This is a genomic window from Gottfriedia acidiceleris (assembly GCF_023115465.1).
Classification (GTDB): Bacteria; Bacillota; Bacilli; order Bacillales; family Bacillaceae_G; genus Gottfriedia; species Gottfriedia acidiceleris_B.
In genome coordinates, this window is sequence record NZ_CP096034.1 from 3,017,898 (window position 1) to 3,037,067 (window position 19,170).

General features: G+C 33.3%; 15 protein-coding genes and 1 riboswitch. Of the genes, 1 reads left to right on the forward strand and 14 read right to left on the reverse strand.

The annotated features are described in order from the left end of the window. Positions 1–66: 66 nt before the first annotated feature. From MY490_RS14345 to MY490_RS14410, 14 genes are all read right to left on the reverse strand, one after another. On the reverse strand, positions 67–960 hold the full coding sequence (locus MY490_RS14345) for a helix-turn-helix domain-containing protein (protein ID WP_248266335.1): 894 nt from the start codon (positions 958–960) through the stop codon (positions 67–69). A 20-nt stretch (positions 961–980) separates the two neighbouring features. Then, positions 981–1,772, reverse strand: coding sequence for a DUF3388 domain-containing protein (locus MY490_RS14350; protein ID WP_097975425.1), 792 nt, complete (start codon positions 1,770–1,772; stop codon positions 981–983). 112 nt (positions 1,773–1,884) lie between these two features. Continuing rightward, positions 1,885–2,613: an elongation factor P 5-aminopentanone reductase gene (ymfI, locus tag MY490_RS14355; RefSeq protein ID WP_248266336.1), complete on the reverse strand. Its 729-nt coding sequence runs from the start codon at positions 2,611–2,613 to the stop codon at positions 1,885–1,887. Between the two features lie 181 nt (positions 2,614–2,794). After that, the gene (yfmH, locus tag MY490_RS14360; RefSeq protein WP_248266337.1) at positions 2,795–4,078 is read right to left on the reverse strand and encodes an EF-P 5-aminopentanol modification-associated protein YfmH; all 1,284 of its coding nucleotides are present in this window, start codon (positions 4,076–4,078) and stop codon (positions 2,795–2,797) included. Continuing rightward, positions 4,078–5,355 carry an EF-P 5-aminopentanol modification-associated protein YfmF gene (yfmF, locus tag MY490_RS14365; RefSeq protein ID WP_248266338.1) on the reverse strand — a complete coding sequence of 426 codons (1,278 nt, stop codon included), beginning with the start codon at positions 5,353–5,355 and terminating at the stop codon, positions 4,078–4,080. Before yfmF ends, yfmH begins: the two co-directional genes overlap by 1 nt. A gap of 303 nt (positions 5,356–5,658) precedes the next feature. After that, complete coding sequence (locus MY490_RS14370) at positions 5,659–6,606, reverse strand: ABC transporter permease (RefSeq protein WP_248266339.1); 948 nt, start codon at positions 6,604–6,606, stop codon at positions 5,659–5,661. A 3-nt stretch (positions 6,607–6,609) separates the two neighbouring features. Continuing rightward, positions 6,610–7,677 (reverse strand): ABC transporter permease, encoded by a 1,068-nt coding sequence (locus MY490_RS14375; RefSeq protein WP_248266340.1) that lies wholly within the window; start codon positions 7,675–7,677, stop codon positions 6,610–6,612. Further along, complete coding sequence (locus tag MY490_RS14380; RefSeq protein ID WP_248266341.1) at positions 7,674–9,197, reverse strand: ABC transporter ATP-binding protein; 1,524 nt, start codon at positions 9,195–9,197, stop codon at positions 7,674–7,676. The genes MY490_RS14375 and MY490_RS14380 overlap by 4 nt, the downstream gene beginning before the upstream one ends. A 261-nt stretch (positions 9,198–9,458) precedes the next feature. Further along, positions 9,459–10,556 (reverse strand): BMP family lipoprotein, encoded by a 1,098-nt coding sequence (locus MY490_RS14385; RefSeq protein ID WP_248269378.1) that lies wholly within the window; start codon positions 10,554–10,556, stop codon positions 9,459–9,461. A 168-nt stretch (positions 10,557–10,724) separates the two neighbouring features. Continuing rightward, a complete protein-coding gene (locus MY490_RS14390; RefSeq protein ID WP_129689093.1) occupies positions 10,725–11,450 on the reverse strand; it encodes a GntR family transcriptional regulator in 726 nt (241 codons plus the stop codon). A 243-nt stretch (positions 11,451–11,693) separates the two neighbouring features. Further along, positions 11,694–11,795: riboswitch (purine riboswitch) on the reverse strand. Positions 11,796–11,856: 61 nt separating this feature from the next. Then, the gene (locus MY490_RS14395) at positions 11,857–14,247 is read right to left on the reverse strand and encodes a DNA translocase FtsK (RefSeq protein ID WP_248266342.1); all 2,391 of its coding nucleotides are present in this window, start codon (positions 14,245–14,247) and stop codon (positions 11,857–11,859) included. A 123-nt stretch (positions 14,248–14,370) separates the two neighbouring features. After that, the gene (locus tag MY490_RS14400) at positions 14,371–14,583 is read right to left on the reverse strand and encodes a YlzJ-like family protein (RefSeq protein WP_248266343.1); all 213 of its coding nucleotides are present in this window, start codon (positions 14,581–14,583) and stop codon (positions 14,371–14,373) included. Next, positions 14,580–15,263 (reverse strand): ClpP family protease, encoded by a 684-nt coding sequence (locus tag MY490_RS14405; protein ID WP_248269379.1) that lies wholly within the window; start codon positions 15,261–15,263, stop codon positions 14,580–14,582. The genes MY490_RS14400 and MY490_RS14405 overlap by 4 nt, the downstream gene beginning before the upstream one ends. Before the next feature lie 168 nt (positions 15,264–15,431). Beyond that, positions 15,432–17,102: a ribonuclease J gene (locus MY490_RS14410; RefSeq protein ID WP_248266344.1), complete on the reverse strand. Its 1,671-nt coding sequence runs from the start codon at positions 17,100–17,102 to the stop codon at positions 15,432–15,434. A 460-nt stretch (positions 17,103–17,562) separates the two neighbouring features. Here MY490_RS14410 and MY490_RS14415 point away from each other — a divergent pair, with 460 nt between their 5' ends. Further along, positions 17,563–19,095 carry a multicopper oxidase family protein gene (locus MY490_RS14415; protein WP_248269380.1) on the forward strand — a complete coding sequence of 511 codons (1,533 nt, stop codon included), beginning with the start codon at positions 17,563–17,565 and terminating at the stop codon, positions 19,093–19,095. The last annotated feature ends 75 nt before the right edge of the window (positions 19,096–19,170 follow it).

Here is a 19,170-nt window from a genome sequence, read left to right on the forward strand (position 1 = left end):
AACCCTCCAAAACTTTCTAAAAATGAAGCATTTATAATAAATGAATAAAAGCCATCTTAAAGATGACTATTGATTCATTTTTAAATTTTTAATCGTAATCTTTTGGTGAACAGCATTTGTTGGACTAACTGGGTATTTAAATACCTCATCGTTAATTCGTAGCTCAACATTGTTAGAAGCACCAATATTTACAGTTACTTCAGTTTCATCTGTTAAGTCGTAGTTTTGAGTTTGTCCTTTTTTTAAAATTCCGGAATAGAACATTTTTCCATCAGCATTTTTTAAATCTACATAACTTTCACCATTTGCAACTATTTCTATTTTAAATACATCCGTACCAGATAAAGAAATAGTAGTTCGTTTACCCGCTGCAGAGTCAACAGTAATTTTTTGCGCTGGCGTTTGCTCAGTCACATCATTTTTCGGTTTCTCTGTTTTTTTCTTATTATTAACTTTTGCCTGATCTAGCGCATTATTTTTTGGCTTTTCAATTTCAGAATTAGAGTTAGATTGAGATTGATTAGTATCCGCAGATTTTCCATCATTTTTTGATGGGAACATCATATAAATAGCGATGCAGATTCCAATGATAAGAATTGCTACTAGTATCCTTGGTAAATAATCCATTATTCGTGATGACTTTACATTGCTTAATGGTTCTTTCAGCTTCGATGATCTACTAGGAATTTCTTCATGCTTTACTTCTTCTACTGTACTTGCCACAGTTGATTCTTCTACTTCTGGCTTTTCAGTTAGAAATCCAGAAACGTCAACACCAATTGTTTCTGCATATTGTCTGATAAATGCACGAACATAAAATTGCCCTGGCAATATTTCATAATTACCTTCTTCGATTGCTTCAAGATAACGTTTCTGAATCTTCGTTAACTCTTGTACATCGTCAATTGATAAACCTTTCGCTTCTCTTGCTTCTCGTAAATATTTTCCTAATTCTGTCACAAGTTACACCCCAACTAACTTTAAAAATCAAACATCGAGAACGAGTTGTGTCCATTTTTATCCATTTGGTCTACAAGTTCATATTTAATTTCTTCATTTTCATCATTTCTTAATTCAATTATGTAATCAAAATCTTCTAAAGAGTATTCAGTTTGCTGTACAAATACATCAGGATGCTCCACTACTTTCACAGAAGACATTGCCATAATTTCGCGAACCAATTGCCAATGTTGCTCATTTGCTCTTCTATGAGAAAGAATGCCATCAATAATAAATACATTATCTGAATTATATTCGTCTTCTATTAATTGACTTCTTAATGTTTGTTTAATTAATGTAGATGAAACAAATAACCAGCGTTTATTTGCACATACACTTGCTGCTACAACTGATTCAGTTTTACCAACACGAGGCATCCCTCTAATTCCAATTAGCTTATGACCTGGCATTTTAAATAACTCTGCCATAAAATCAACAAGCATACCTAAATCATCGCGAACAAAACGAAAAGTCTTTTTATCATCTACGTCACGTTGAATATAAGTACCATGTCTTACAGCTAAACGATCTCTTAGGGTGGGCTTTCTAAGTTTAATTATTGTTATATTGTCCATAGTATTTAAAATTGATTCAAATCTAGTAATTTGATCATCGTTATCGCAACCAAGTAACATGCCGCGTTTCATTGTGTCGACACCATTGATTGTTAAAATATTAATCCCTAGCATACCGATTAGCGATGCAATATCTCCAAGTAGTCCAGGGCGATTCTTATGTATTTCATACTCAAAATACCATTCGATTAACTCCATACCTATACCCCCTATTTGTTAACTACTTAACTCTCCATTTAATAATAAACGATTTCGCCATAATATAAAAGGTAAAATATGTGAAATAAATAACTTTCGACCGGAAATTTTGCTATGAAGTATGCCAACCGCCGTTTACTCCTAGAATTTGACCAGTTATATAAGAAGATTGTTCGGAAATTAGGTAATTTACAGTATTCGCAATTTCACTTGGAAGAGCTAAACGATTCATTGGAATTTCATTGGCAATATCCTTTAAATCTTCTTCACTAAAGGTTTTTAACATTTTCGTTTTTACAGCACCTGGAGCAACAGCATTTACTTTTATTCCACTTGGCCCTAGTTCTTTAGCTAATGCCATTACATAGGCGTTTTGAGCACCTTTAGTAGTTGAATATAAAACTTCACATGAAGCACCAATTTGTCCCCATATAGACGAAATAACGACGATACTACCAGATTTTTTAGCCACCATATTAGGAAGAAAATGATTGACTACCTTAATCAAACTTTTGATATGTAATTGAGTCATTCGATCAATCTCTTCATCTCTTACATCATTAATCAAACCAAAGATTGAAAAACCCGATGCATACACAATTGAATCGATTGTATCATTTATTTGTGATGTTAAAATTTCAACCCCATTTTCAACTGACAAGTTCGCTTGAACGAATTGGCAACTTACTTCAATCTCATTAGCCAATTCGATCAGTTCATTAAGTGGCTCTTTCTTACTATTATAATGAACAATTAAATCATATTTTTCATTGATTAATTTTTTTGAAATTGCTAGGCCGATGTCACCACTAGCTCCAATTACTAGAATTCTTTTTCTCATTTATTATAATCTCCATTTATTCGAGGTTTTAATTCAAGTTTAAAGAGTATTAAGAAATATAAAGGTAAGCGCGGAAGCTCTCTTAAAAATTTTTATTAATAATAGTACACATAAATTCTTGATAAACCCTTAAATTTTTTAAATTTCAAAAAGCATCCTAAAAAGGATGCTTTTAATTCATTCAATGAGGAAGAACAAAGAATTCACTCATATAGTCTTCATTTATTAGATGACTAGCACTTTCTTTTAAATCCTCTACAGAAATAGATTGTAACACAGATACAATGTCAAATAAATGCATATCTAAGAACGCATATCGCGTAAATTGGTTAGCGATATATTCTGGAGAATTTAATGAGCGTAGGAATCCACCAATTTTCTTTTTAACTACGCGATCCACAATTTCTTTTTCCCATTGATGATTTTTTGAGTCTACTAACACTTCTTTTATTTTCTCAGAAAGTTTTTCAGGTGAAGTAGAATCTCCTCCGATGATTGCAAAAGCAAAACCATTTTCTGCTGAATAATCATATGAGAACGTATCATCGATTAAGCCGTCTTCATACATTTGTTGATACGTATTTGAGCCTTTACCAAATAAATAATCAAGTAATACAGATATAGATAATTCATGCTTTAATAATTCGCTTCCACCTTTAGGTGCAGAAAAGTCTTTTACGCCAACGAGTACTTTCGATGATTGGACATTCATATGTAACACTTTTTTCTTTTCTGCAGATTCAGGAGTTTCTTCAGGGAAAAATCTCTTAATTTCAGTTGCTTCTTTAAACGTTTTTTTGCTTTGGTTTTCTTTAATTAAATTCATTGTTTTATCTGGGTCTACTGGACCTACAACAAAAAACAACATATTACTTGGGTGATAAAAAGTTTCGTAACAAGTATAAAGTAATTCTTTCGTAATTTTTGAAATTGATTCAACTGTACCAGCAATATCTGTTCTAACAGGATGTTTACCATATAAATTAGCAATCATCCCAAAATATTGTCTCCAATCTGGGTTATCTTCGTACATTTTAATTTCTTGACCGATGATCCCTTTTTCTTTTTCAACACTTTGATCAGAAAAATATGGATCTTGCACAAAATCAATTAGAGTCATTAAATTTTGTTCTACATTATTCGTTGCTGAAAATAAATAAGCAGTTCGTGTAAAACTTGTAAACGCATTAGAAGAGGCTCCTTGTTTACTAAAAACCTGGAATACGTCCCCATCTTTCTTTTCAAACAATTTGTGCTCTAAAAAATGAGCAATCCCATCTGGTACAACTAATTTTTCATCTTTTCCTAAAGGAATAAATTCAGAATCAATTGAACCGTATTTAGTTGTAAAGGTCGCATATGTTTTGTTGTAGCCTTGTTTAGGAAGAATATATACTTTTAATCCGTTTTCAAGCTCCTCGAAATAAAGCGTTTCATTCAATTGTTCAAAATACTTTTTTTCCATTATGCTCCCTCCTGACCTTTTAAGAAATAAGTTGTGTGAAGTTTAATTTTATTAGCTACAGCTACAATTTCATCTTTCGTAACTTTTTCAATTTCAGGGAACCAGTCCTCGATCGGACGTTCATTTCCTGCAACTTGGTCATTGAATAATGTTTCAATGATTCCATAAGCAGTGTCCATACTTTCTAATAGACTGTTTTTAATTACTAATTTTGTTTGATCAATTTCCTCTTCAGTGAAATTTCCCTTTTTCATTTCTTCAAGTTGTTCAGCAATAATTGTTGTTGCTTTTTCATAATTTTCACTTGCTATACCAGACATGACCATTAAAATGGATTTATGACTTTCAAAACGAGAAGCAGCATAGTAAGCTAAGCTATTTTTTTCTCGAACATTGATAAATAATTTTGAATGAGAAAATCCTCCAAAAAGACCATTAAATACTTGAAGTGCAAAGTAATCTGGATCTTTAATCGAGATCCCAGTAGTATAACCGATGTGTAGTTTTGCTTGATTGAGTTTTTGTTCTTCAATTACTTCATTAGGAGAATCGGCTGGTATTGCTTTTGTTGTATTAACTGTTAATCTTCCACTAGTTGTGTTTCTAAAGTTCTCTTCAACTAGTTGTTTACATTGGTCAAATGCAACATCTCCAACGATATAAAGGTCAATTAAATCTTGTTGCAAAGCTTTTTCATAGTAGTTATAAAGTGATTCAGCTGTAATTGAATTGACATCTTCTGTTTTTCCATTTGCAAGTAACGAATAAGGTTCATCCTTAAACATTTCTTCCACTAGCCTTTGATTTGCATATTTCAATTTATCATCATTAATAGACTGAATTCGTTGTACTTGTGTTCTTTTTTGAGTTTCAACATGTTTAGCTGAAAATACTCCATTTTCTAAAAATGGATTTTGCCAAATTGAAGCAATAAGCATTAGTGCTTCATTTAATAATGAACCTTGATTTGAAAGGTATTTTTCATTTGCAATGTCAATTGTAAATGACATAACATGGTAATCACCTTTTTTTGATACGTCTACAAAGAAGGTCGCCCCATATAATTCTTCTAATTTTCTTCTAATTTCACCATTGGTAGGAAGATCTTTTGTTCCACTTTGCAATACATAAGGTAAAATTCCGCGAAAAGATACTGTATCTTCTTCAAGTTTTCCACGTACTTTTAATGTAATCGAATTTGTTTTAAACTTTTCAGTTGTTACCACATGTAGTTTAATACCGTTAATATCACTATTTTTGTACTGTAACAAATTCAAATTGAACCCTCCTTAGTCAAATACTATTTACTCATATTTATTTCCAATATCTTCATTGTATCTCTAATTTTCCCAAAAATAAAACCTACTGCTTAGTTTACCCAAAATAATTAATTCAAATAAAAATCTGTTCTTTGAAAATAAGTACTACGCAACTTCCACACAATGATGCTCCCTTTCTGTGGGAAGAGAAGATCACTCCCACCAAACTTTCATAACATCGATAAATTCCTAATTGATTGACAACACCCTTTAAACAATAAAAAAGCTTCCTAATTAATTAGGAAGCTTCAAAACATTTATTCATCGTTTACCTTTTTCATACGCAACACCAACTGATTTTGGTGCTTGAGATGATTTTGAGAAAATTACTAATGCGATTAAAGTTACTACGTATGGGAATAACTTTAGTGCTAATGGTGGGATTTGAGCTAAACTTGGAATAACTTGCGATACATTGGCAATTGTTGTAGCTACACCAAAGAATAATGTCGCCGCTAAAATTCCAAGTGGTTTCCATTGTCCAAAAATTAATGCAGCAATTGCTAAGAAACCAAGACCTGCAACACTACCTGTAAATTCCCCAGAGTATGTTACTAAAATAATTGCTCCACCTAATCCAGAAAATGCACCAGAAATAATAACGCCAAGATAACGGATACGGTATACGTTAATACCTGCTGCATCAGCTGCTTGAGGGTATTCACCACATGCACGTAGACGTAAGCCTAAACGAGTTTTATAAAGTATAAATGTACTAATGATTAGTATACCAATTACTAACCATGTCGTAGAATACGTGTTTTTAAATAATAAATCTCCGATAATTGGAATGTCCTTTAAGACTGGGATATCAGTACGAGTAATACCGTTAATACTAATGTTTCCTGATCCGGTAATATTTCTTGCTAAGAAGATAGTTAAAGCTCCTGCGATCATATTAATTGCGATACCACTAATTACTTGATCTGCGTGTAAATTTATACTTGCAAATGCATGTAGTAAAGAAAATAAAGCACCTGTAAGAACTGCAACAAGAATTCCTACCCAGATTACCCAAACTTCTCCTTGATGAGTTTCTTGAAGTTTTGAAATTGTTAAGGCACTAGCGAAACCACCAACAACCATTAAACCTTCTAAACCAATATTTACGACACCGCTTCGCTCAGAAAATAAACCACCTAATGCTACGATTAATAATGGAATCGTATAGGCAATTGCATATGGGAAAATTTGTATAATTAAATCCATGCCTTATTTCACCTTCTCTCCTACATTGCTGTTTTTGTATTTGCGTGATTTGGATACTCGATCGATAACTTTCTTAATTAAAATACTAGTTGCTGAGAAATAAATAATGATTGCAATGATAACGTCAGCAATATCTGGTGGAATTGAAGTCATTGCACTCATAAAACCTTTTCCAGAATATAATAGTCCAAAGAAAATAGCTGAGAAAAATACGCCAATTGGTGTATTCATTCCTAGAAGTGCCACGGCAATTCCGTCGAATCCTTCGGTAGGTAAAACACCTATTTGAATTAGTGATGCATTACCAGCGTATTGAACAACACCTGCTAACCCAGCAAGTCCACCTGAAATCATCATTGATAAAATAACATTTCTATTTACTGAAATACCTGCATATTCAGCAGCACTACGGTTGTAACCTACAGCTTTTAATTCATATCCTAATACTGTACGATTAATAATAAATGAAATAACGATTACCATAATAACGGCGATAAATAAACCGAAGTTAATATATGAACCACCAAATAAATTTGATAAAAATGGCATTTTTAATGTTGCAGCATCTGCAAGCATTTTTGACTCTGTTTCAGTACTACCTTTAAAATATTGTGGTACTAAATAATAAACAGTCCAGTATGCAATCCAGTTCATCATAATCGTAGAAACTACTTCGTGAACATTAAACTTAGCTTTTAGTATTCCTGGAATAAATGCCCAAGCTGCACCTGCAACAAAGGCTACAATTACCATAATCGGAACTAAGATTAGAGTAGGTAAATCGACAGTTAAACCAATTGCAGAAGCACAAAATCCTGCAAAAAGCATTTGGCCAGCTGCACCAATGTTAAATAAACCTGTTCTGAATGCAAATGCAACAGAAAGTCCTGTTAAAATTAACGGAGTAGCAGTAGCAAATGTATTACCAATACGCTCCGGATCTTTTAATCCACCTTGGAATAAATAAGTAAACCCTTCTACTGGATCATTACCTGTTACTAAAATTAATAATGCTCCAGCTAGTAAACCTAATAATACGGCAATTAAAGAAATGATTCCTCCCTTTTTCATGCCCCTTCACCTCTCCTTATACCAGCCATCATTAATCCTAATTCATCTTCATTTGTGTCTTTGGCATTAACGATATCAACAATTTCACCAGCATTTACGATTGCAATGCGGTCAGATAAATTAAGGACTTCATCTAGCTCTAACGAGATTAGTAGAACCGCTTTTCCACTATCTCTTTGCTCTATTAATCTCTTATGAATATACTCAATCGAACCAACGTCTAATCCACGTGTTGGCTGACATGCAATTAATAACTCAGGCTTTAGTTCGATTTCACGACCAATGATTGCTTTTTGTTGGTTTCCTCCAGACATTGATTCAACCACTGTTTTAGCCCCTTCACCAGAGCGTACATCGAATTCTTCAATGATTTTCTTTGCATGTTTGGCAATCGCAGTTTTATCTAAAACTCCATATTTAGAGAATGGTTCTTGATTATAAATCTCTAGAACAACGTTTTCTTCAATTGTATATTCAAGAACAAGTCCTCTTTTTTGACGATCCTCTGGAATATGTGCAATACCGCTTCTAATTCGCTCACGAATACTGTGTTTTGTAATATCTTGATTTTTTAATAAGATAGAACCCTCTTCAATTGGTCTTAACCCTGTAATTGCTTCAACAAGTTCAGATTGTCCATTTCCTTCCACTCCAGCAATCCCAACGATTTCACCTGCTCGAACTTGAAGTGTAGCATTTTTTAAACCTAAAACTTTTTTATTATTTTTGACACTTAAATTATTTACATCTAGTACAACTTCACCAGGTTTTGATTCTACTTTATCTACCTTGAAAGACACCTGACGTCCGACCATCATAGATGCCATTTCAGATTCAGATGTTTGTTTTACATCAACTGTACCAATGTACTTCCCATGACGAATTACTGTACATTGATCTGCAACAGCTTTAATTTCTTTTAATTTATGAGTAATGATAATGATTGACTTACCTTCATTAATCAAGTTTTTAATAATCTTCATTAAATCTTGTATTTCTTGTGGAGTAAGTACTGCTGTTGGCTCATCTAGGATTAATACTTCAGCATTACGGTATAAAGTTTTTAAAATTTCGACTCTTTGTTGCATCCCTACTGTTATATCTTCAATCTTTGCATATGGATCTACATTTAAACCGTAAGTTTTAGAAAGTTCTTCAATACGTTTTGCTGCAGTCTTGATATCTACTACTAGCCCCTTTTTAGGTTCAAGACCTAGAATAATATTTTCTGTTACTGTAAAATTTGAAACTAATTTAAAGTGTTGGTGAACCATTCCGATCCCTAGTTCATTTGCAACATTTGGATTTGAAATTTTAACTTCTTTACCTTTTATTTTTATAATCCCTTTTTCAGGTGTGTACATTCCAAAAAGGACGGACATTAAAGTTGATTTCCCTGCTCCGTTTTCACCTAATAAAGCATGAACTTCCCCTTTTTTTAATCGTAGTGTAATATTATCATTCGCTATAATGCCAGGAAACTCTTTTGTTATATTTAGCATCTCCACTACATATTCCATAATTTTCCTCCTTGATATTACGAAGTCATTTTTTATTTTAAAGTTTTACTTGATTTCGAAATATTTTTCTATATTTTTTATTTAAAGTGGGCTTAACTCTCTCTCCCGATGGTCATGCCCTAATCAATTGGAAGCTTAACCAATATAAGTGCTTGCAATTGATTAAAGCATGAAAGCCAAAATCATTTTTAGGGTAGAAGAAGCATATAAAAGGGTATCCTTTCCTATGCTTCTTCTATCATTTATTAATTAGAAAGATAATTACTTAATTAAATTTCCTCTTTCACTTGCTACTACAATCTCACCCGACTTAATTTTGTTAAATACATCTTCAACTTTTGTTACAGTTTCAGAACTTAAGTTTGGATTTTCTTTTGGTAAACCAATTCCATCATTTTTTGCATCGTAAGTTAAAGTTTGTCCACCAGGGAATTTTTTATCTTTTTCAGCTTTTACCATATCAGAAGCTGCTTTTGCAACACCTTTCATAGCTGAAGTTAAAATTACTGATTTGTTATCTTTATAAACACCATCAGCGTACTGATCTACGTCAACACCAACAACCCAAACTTCTTTACCACTAGCTACTCTGTTTTTAGCTTCAGTAATAGCACCTTGTCCAACTCCACCTGCTGCAGTGAAAATCGCTTTAACGCCGCGGTCATACATTTGAGCTGCAATTTGTTGACCTGCTGCTTTGTCTGTAAAGCTTCCAGAATAAACTACGTTATTAGCTTTTAACGTTATGCTAGTTCCAAGGTTTTCGTTCGCATATTTAATACCTTGTTGGAATCCCCAGTTATATTTTTGAACTGCTGGAATTTCCATACCACCGATAAATCCAACATCACCAGTTTTTAATTGAACTGCTGTAGCAATACCAGCTAGGTAACCAGCTTCATGTTCTGCGAAGAAAATGGAAACTGTGTTCTTTTTTACATTTGGAGTAAAATCTTTAGCTGTGTGTGGAGTACCATCGATAATAACAAATTTGTCATCTTTATATTTATCTTGTGCTTTGTTAATTGCTGTTTCAAATTTATAACCAGGAGTTATGATAAATTGAAACCCTGCATCATTTAAGTTTCCGATTTCTTTTAAGTAATCAGCTTCAGTTTCACCAGCAGGTTTTAAGTATTTTGTATCTTGCTTAAGATTGAATCCTAAATCTTTAGCTCCAGCTTCGATCCCTTCCCAAGTACCTTGGTTAAATGACTTATCATCAATAGTACCAGAGTCAGTTACCATCCCTACTTTAAATGCGCCTTTTGCGTCTTTTGTATCTCCACCTTTACCACAAGCACCTAAAATTGTACCTGCTGCTAAGGCCATTGAAAGAACAAGACCAGCTTTTTTCATCTTCATAAAAATTTGCCCCCTTAAATCTTTATTTACATTTGCACTAGCTTGGTTTATAATCGTTATCTTAACGATCCACCTCCCTAATAATTTAATGAAATTTCTGTAAACAATATTTGAAAACCAGCCAAAACTTATTTTTCGTAACTATTATTTTGGCTATACAATTTAATTTCTTTTTCTTAAAACATTAAAGCTAAACTGATCAGCTCTGAAGTAATTATAAGAATGTAGAACTGCGCGGTTTAAATCGTCAAAATGTAACTGTTCGATTAATAATAATGAAACATCTGGTTCACACTGTAATAAAGGAGAAACTTTATCGTGGTAACCTATAGGCTCAATTCTTGCACTTGAATATTCAATATTTCGACCAGTTTCTTTTTTGATGAATGAAAAAAACGAATGATCTTCATATGATGGAACCTGTTTAAAATAATTAGTTGGTAATTTATCAATGCAATAAACTACAGGTTCGCCATTTGCTGTTCGAATTCTTTCTACTACGTGCATACGATCATCTTCAGTGATTGTGAAGCTTTTTAAATCATCTTTCGTAGGAACTAATAGTTTAGAAGATAGAAAGATTGTACCAGGCTCTTTACCTGCATCAACAATCATTTCTGATACACTGCTTAATTGTTCGATGCCTGTCCTAAAAATTGGTTTCGGTTTCACAAATGTACCGACTCCGTGTCTTCTAACTAAGATATTTTCTTCTTCTAAAACCCTTAATGCTTCTCTTAATGTTGCTCTTGATACTCCAAATATTTTAGATAACTCATACTCTGATGGTAACTTATGATGTGGCAAGTAAATACCATTCTCAATATCTTGTTTTATTCGATCCATCACTTGGAGATAAAGTAATCTGGTGTCTGTTTTAATCTTCATTTCCCATCCCCCAAACTTCGGATTTCAGACATCAGTTGTTAGACATCTGTCGTATAATCCTTCTTTACTATACTGTTATTTTTTACTCATTTCAACACTTTTTTGTAAACGCTTTATTTTTTATTTCGTTAATGAATCATTTGTTCCTATTTAACAAAAAAACTCTTATAATCTACCGTTCCACTTAGTGAAAAAGCTAGATTATAAGAGTTTTTGATTTTCGTAAATATAAATCATTTCTCCATAATAATGCTTTTTCCCCATAGTATTGCAAATATTGGTTGCAATGTAGAAACTTCCGACCCATTATGTCGATATTATATGAGGACTATCAATTTATCTGAAGAAATAATATCATTCTATGTCTAAAAATGTCAATAATGTTTCGACAATTTTTTCTTTTTGTTTAAGACAAGGCTTGCTCATCTTCCACAGGTTTACTAATTAATACTTCCCTAGGTTTACTACCTTCATACGGACCGACTATTCCATTATCTTCCATCGCATCAATTAATCTGGCAGCTCTTGTATAACCAATTCTAAATCTTCTTTGTAGCAGTGATACCGAGGCTGATTGCATATTTGTTACTAGCTCAACAGCTTCATTATAAAGATCATCATTCACTTCAGATTTCCCATCTTTTTCCTCTTTTACCATCATTTCTTCTTGGTATTGAGCCTTTTGTTGAGAGATTGAAAACTCGACTACTCTTTCAACTTCATCATCAGATAAAAATGCTCCTTGCACTCGGATTGGTTTAGATGCACCGATTGGTTGATATAACATATCTCCTCTTCCTAATAGTTTTTCTGCTCCACCAGTATCAAGAATTGTACGAGAATCTGTTTGAGAAGATACACTAAAAGCAATTCGAGAAGGTATATTTGCTTTAATGACACCCGTGATAACGTCAACGGAAGGTCGTTGTGTAGCAATAATTAAGTGGATACCCGCTGCACGAGCCATTTGAGCTAATCTAGTGATTGAATCTTCCACGTCACTCGAAGCAACCATCATTAAATCAGCTAACTCATCAACAATCACGACGATAAATGGTAATAAAGGTTGTTTTGAATTCGTCATCGTATTATTTTGTTTAGTTAATTCGTTATAAGCTTCAATGTTTCTAGTACCTGAATGAGAAAAAAGCTCATATCTTCTTTCCATTTCACTAACAACTTTACGTAACGCTTGTGAAGCCTTTTTAGGGTTTGTTACCACCGGAGTTAGCAAATGAGGAATACCATTATAAACATTCAATTCAACCATCTTCGGATCGATTAGCATTAGCTTTACTTCAGATGGTTTTGCATTCATTAGGATACTAACAATAATTCCATTTATACATACACTTTTCCCACTACCTGTCGCCCCAGCTACTAGTAAATGCGGCATTTTATTAAGCTCTGCAAATACAGCATCACCGGCAATATCTTTTCCTAACGATACAGCTAATGGATTTTGTAATTTCGGATTTTTTGCTTCGAGAACTTCTCTAAGTAATACAGTTGTTATATTCGTATTAGGCACTTCAATTCCTACAGCAGATTTACCCGGAATTGGAGCTTCAATACGAATGTCTTTTGCTGCAAGTGCAAGTGCTAAATCATCACTAAGGTTTACAATACGACTAACTTTCACCCCTGCTTCAGGGTAGACTTCATATTTCGTTACCGCAGGTCCATGGTGTACTTTTGTTACTGTAGCCTTGACACCAAAACTTTGAAATGTTCTTTCAAGCTTGTCCGCATTTTCCTTTAGTTTGGATTCATTTTCACGTTTTTTAGCAACCTTTGGATAGGCTAATAAATCCATGGATGGCAATACGTAGTCTACCTTATCATCCATTCCTACTTCTGCAACTGGCAATTCGATTGACTGATCGTCATCCTCTGCAAAATGAGCCTGGATTTGATTTGAATTATTTGCGATGATCAATTCTGGTTCCTTAGGTGGCTGATATGTAGGAGAATATTCGATTTGAATTTCTTTTTTCGGCTCAATGATCTCATCTTCATATGAATTTTTAACTTGGTAATTTAAACTATTACCAGTAGACACTTCTTCTTCATTATCATTGTCTTCATATGAATCTTTCCTTGCTTTTCTCTTTTGTTTAGCCTCAGCTCGTCTACTAGTAGTTTTTTGTTCACGACCACGTTTCCAGAAATTTGTAAAATCCTCCCAGCTGTCTGAAATTAAATTTCTTACTTTTGGCATTATATATTGATATATATAACCACCAAGTGGCTTACCAGTTATAAATAAAACTCCCGCAACTATTGCAATGATTCCGAATAAAATCGCACCTGTTCGATCAAATAAGAAATATAAAACTGCAAAAAGTATCGCTCCAATCATACCTCCACCAAGATCCACCGTACTAATTTTGCCTTTGGCTTCAATTAAAAATAAATCTAGCGTACTTTTTATGACAGATTGATCATGAAATTGATTATTTTTTGCTAATAAATCAAATAGAGTAACATGACTAAACATCAATATACTAAAGAAGATTAACAATCCACCAATCGTAATACTCGAAACAAATGGAGGTCTTTTTCGATAAATTATGCTATATGCAGATAAACCGATGATAAAAAGAAAACTAAGCATGTACCATTCCCCAAAGAAAAATCTTAAGAATAATACAAAGGCTTTACCTACAATACCAAGCTTTAATATTGTTACGATTGAAAGTGCTAAAAATATTAATCCACTAATTTCATACCATATTGAACCATTGCCACTTACTGATTTTCGAGCTTTTGACTTTTGCTGCTTCTGCTTTGCCATGTAATTCACCCCCATCAAAATTTGCAGATTCGCCAAAGAAAGCAGCCTTTTGGCTGCTTTCTTAAATTGAATTTATTATAACATATCAGAACATATGTTTACCATGTATTGTTAATAATTACCTCAAGTTGGAAGAACTAAAATTCTTTGACCAGGTGTATATTGCATATAATGCTCGGGATCGGTACTTACAATTCTTTTAATTTCAAAAGCTGTACCCCCAACACTATCAACCAACATTGGAACACCATTGTACTCCAAAAACTGCTGCGATGTATATTCTTGTTGATCAATAGGAAAAATCGATTCAATTGGCATAATTGTATAAAGAATCAAAATTCATTCTCCTCTTTATTAGACTTTTCTTTTCGTTCGTCAATTAATTCCTGCAACTTCTTCAGTGCTTGCCCAATTCCACCTACATCATCAATTAGTCCATATTTTACTGCATCTCCACCGACTACATTAGAGCCGATATCTCTTGTTAAATTACCTTTTGTAAACATTAATTCCTTGAAACGTTCTTCCGTAATATTTGAATGCTTCGTAACAAAACGAGTTACTCTTTCTTGCATTTTATCAAGATATTCAAATGTTTGAGGTACACCAATTACTAAACCAGTTAGACGAATTGGATGAATTGTCATTGTTGCCGTTTCAGCGATATATGAAAAGTCAGTACTTACTGCAATTGGTACTCCGATACTATGTCCACCACCTAAAACGATTGATACAGTAGGTTTCGTTAATGTCGCAATCATTTCTGATATTGCAAGGCCTGCTTCCACATCTCCACCAACAGTATTTAGAACAATTAATAATCCTTCAATCTTAGGATTTTGTTCAATTGCCACTAATTGCGGGATTAAATGTTCATATTTAGTTGTCTTGTTTTGAGGTGGTAATGCCACATGCCCTTCAATTTGTCCAATTATCGTTAAACAATGGATTTTTGAATCATTGCTTGCTGGAACATTTGTTTGTCCTAATTGCTGAATTTTTTCAACAATGCTCATTTCCTTTTGATCATTTGGTTTTGGAGGTGCATCTTCGTTTGGAATAGGTGTTTCATTATTTGAATTTGTCAAAACGGTTCCCCCTATCATTTTTCATACATGTTAGTATGTGAAAATAATAAGGAAATCATACCCATCTTTGATTAAGAAGTACTTCGCTATTTTAAATTATACTTCCATTAAAATTGGAAGAATCATTGGTCTTCTTTTTGTTTCTTCATATAAGTAAGCGCTTAATCCATCTCTTATTGAATTTTTTAATAATGTCCATTCAATTTGATCGTTCTGTAACATTTTTTCTGTAATATCTTTTACAATTTCAGTTGATCTAGTTATTAATTTTTCGGACTCACGAACATATACAAAGCCACGAGTTATAATTTCTGGACCAGATATGATTACTTTCTTTTGCTTGTTAAATGTTACCACAACGATTAGTATTCCATCTTGAGAAAGTAGCTTACGATCACGTAATACGATATTACCAACATCACCGACACCAATTCCGTCAATTAAAACGTTGCCAACTTCGATTTTTTCAGTTCGAGAAGCTTGACCATTTTTAAACGAAACGATATCACCTTTTTCAATAATAAAAATATCTTCTTTTGCCATCCCTACTTCTTCAGCAATATGTGAATGTGCTTTTTGCATTCGATATTCACCATGAACTGGTATGAAATATTTTGGCTTCATCAATTCAAGCATTAACTTTAATTCTTCTTCATAGCCATGGCCAGATACATGTACCTTCTTATAACCATAAATAACATTTGCACCAGCTCTAAATAATAGATTAACAGAAGTTGAAACTAACATTTCATTTCCTGGTATAGGTGTTGCCGCCATTAGTACAGTATCACCTTTTCGGATTGAAACTTGTTTATGCGTACCTTTAGCAATTTTTGAAAGGGCTGCCATCGGTTCTCCTTGAGTACCTGTTGTAAGGATGACAATATCTCTTTCTTTATAATTATCTGTATCAACAACTGAAATCATTAAATCATCAGGAATCGATAAATAATCTAATTCCTTTGCTATTTCAATCGATTTCATCATACTACTTCCGACTACAGCTAGTTTTCTTTCAGAAGCTACACTTGCATCAATAACCTGTTGGATTCGATATATATTTGAAGAAAAGCAAGCTACTAAAACTCTTCCTTTTGCATTCATTATTTCTTTTTTTATTTCTTCCGATACTTTCTTTTCAGAGCCCGAAAACCCTTGTCTTTCTGCATTTGTGCTATCAGATAGCAAACATAAGACACCTTTATCACCTATTAATGCTAGTTTGCCTAAATCAGCACCTGGAAAAGGACTTTTCGATTGATCAAATTTGAAGTCTCCAGTAAAAACGACAGCACCTTGTGGTGTATTCACACAAAATCCAAATGAATCAGGAATACTGTGAGTAGTCCTAAAAAAACTAATAGAACTATTTTCAAATGTTAATAAAGTAGTTTCGTCATATAGTTCAAATTGCTCAAGGTTTTTAATACCCTTTTCACTTAATTTTTCTCTTATAAATAAATAAGCTAATTTATTCGTATAAAACTTTACTTGTGGAAGTTTATTCATAATATATGGAATCGCACCAATATGATCTTCATGTCCATGTGTTATAAAAACACCTACTACTTTATGTGCGTTTTTCTCTAAATAACTTACATCTGGTATGACATGATCTATTCCGTACATTTCTTGGTCAGGAAATTTCAAACCTGCATCTAACACGTAAATCAAATCTCCAACTTCGACTACATACATGTTTTTTCCGATTTCTCCCACCCCACCAAGGGCAAAAACTTTTACTTGTTCCTTCATTTCCTTCACCACAACCTGTTCCTCCTAGTTAGTTCATTAAATTTACAGACCGTTCAAAATCTTACAAACATTATATCCTAGTCCGAACAGGTAAAACAAGATACATTCTTCCTTAAATAGGAAAATCGGATTACTTAGGGTATGTATTTTTAATCACTTTTTAACGCTCAGGTTGTTTTAGCGAACAGTAAAAAGAAAAATTGTTGTTTCCACTTCATCTTTCCTTCTTAACGATAGGAGTAAAGATCACTTGAATTAAGCAGTAAAAATATGGGATACAAATAAACCATAATAAATCTTACTATGACGAGAAAATTGACAAAATCAACTCCAGGGGTGTTTTCAAAAATTGTCTATATTGAATTTCTATATTTTGTTGTATTTGAATGGTCAATTATTACTCAATGTTGGAATATGAATATGTTAGAAAAGGAGGATCGATATGAATTTTAATGACAGAGAGCCCCCAAAAATGAATCTTTCTAAATTCGTAGATGAACTACCCATTCCACCAATTTTAAAACCTCGCTGGAAAGAACATTTTTATACTTATTATGAAGTAACGATGACTGAGTTTAAGCAATCGCTCCATAGTGAGTTAAATGACTCAACTGTTTGGGGGTATGAAGGAAGCTATCCTGGACCTACAATTAAAGTAGAGCAAGGTGAAATCGTGTTTATTAAATGGATTAATGAACTCCCAGACAAACACCTGTTTCCGATAGATTATACTGTTCATGGTGCTCATAAAGATGTTCCTCAAGTAAGGACAGTTGTACATGTACATGGTGCTTGTGTTGAACCAGAAAGCGATGGCTATCCTGAAGCTTGGTTTACAAAAGATTATAAACAAGTTGGTCGTTATTTTACAAAGCAAGTATATCGATATGATAATTGTGATAGTGCATCTACGCTTTGGTACCATGATCATGCACTTGGTATTACAAGGCTTAATATTTATGCTGGTTTAGCAGGATTCTATCTAATTAGTGATCAGAAGGAAAGTTTATTAAATTTACCGAATGGGAAATATGATGTCCCGCTATTGATACAAGATAAAAGTTTTAATCACGATGGTTCACTTTATTATCCAGAACAACCAGATCAACCAATCAAAGAACTACAAACGTCAATTATCCCTGAATTTATTGGTGATACAGTAATCGTCAATGGTAAAGTTCATCCTTATTTAAAAGTTGAACCAAGAAAATATCGATTTAGGTTATTAAACGGTTCTAACTCACGCTTTTTTCGATTTAAGCTTGATACTGGTCAACTTATGTATCAAATCGCAACTGAAGGTGGATTCATGCAGCATCCGATCGGTATAAATGAGCTAATGTTATCCCCAGCTGAACGAGCGGAAGTAATTATCGATTTTACGAATCTTGAAGGTAAGAAGATTATCATGCAGAATGATGCTCCTACCCCATTTCCATCTGGAAAACCTGTTGATGAAAATACGGGAACTGTAATGCAATTTAAAGTTAGTTTGCCATTATCAAACGTGGATACGAGTATGATACCAGCTAATATGGTTACTATTCCAAAAATTAATGAACAGTCTGCTTCAATGAAGCGATACTTAACATTAGATCACAGGATGGATCAGTATGGACGAGAAATAATGTTATTGGATAATAAACATTGGGATACCCCCATCTCAGAAAATCCGAAATTGGGAACGACCGAAATATGGTATTTAATTAACTTAACGCCAGATGCTCATCCTATTCATCTTCACTTAATCAATTTCAAAATCTTAGATCGTAGAAACTTTGATGTAGAAAAGTATAAAAAGGAAAGGATCCTTCATTACACAGATCCACCGACTCCACCAAATCCACAAGAATGTGGATGGAAGGACACTGTTCAAGCTAATCCAAATCAAGTAACTAGAATAATCATGAGGTTTGGGCCATTCACAGGATTATATGTTTGGCACTGTCATATGTTGGAACACGAGGACTATGAAATGATGAGACCATTTATTGTGATTCAATAGGAGAATTCTGTTTTTTTGAGGATGAGTCCATTACATTAATAAAAACCACTTACGCCATCCAATTAACGGATTATT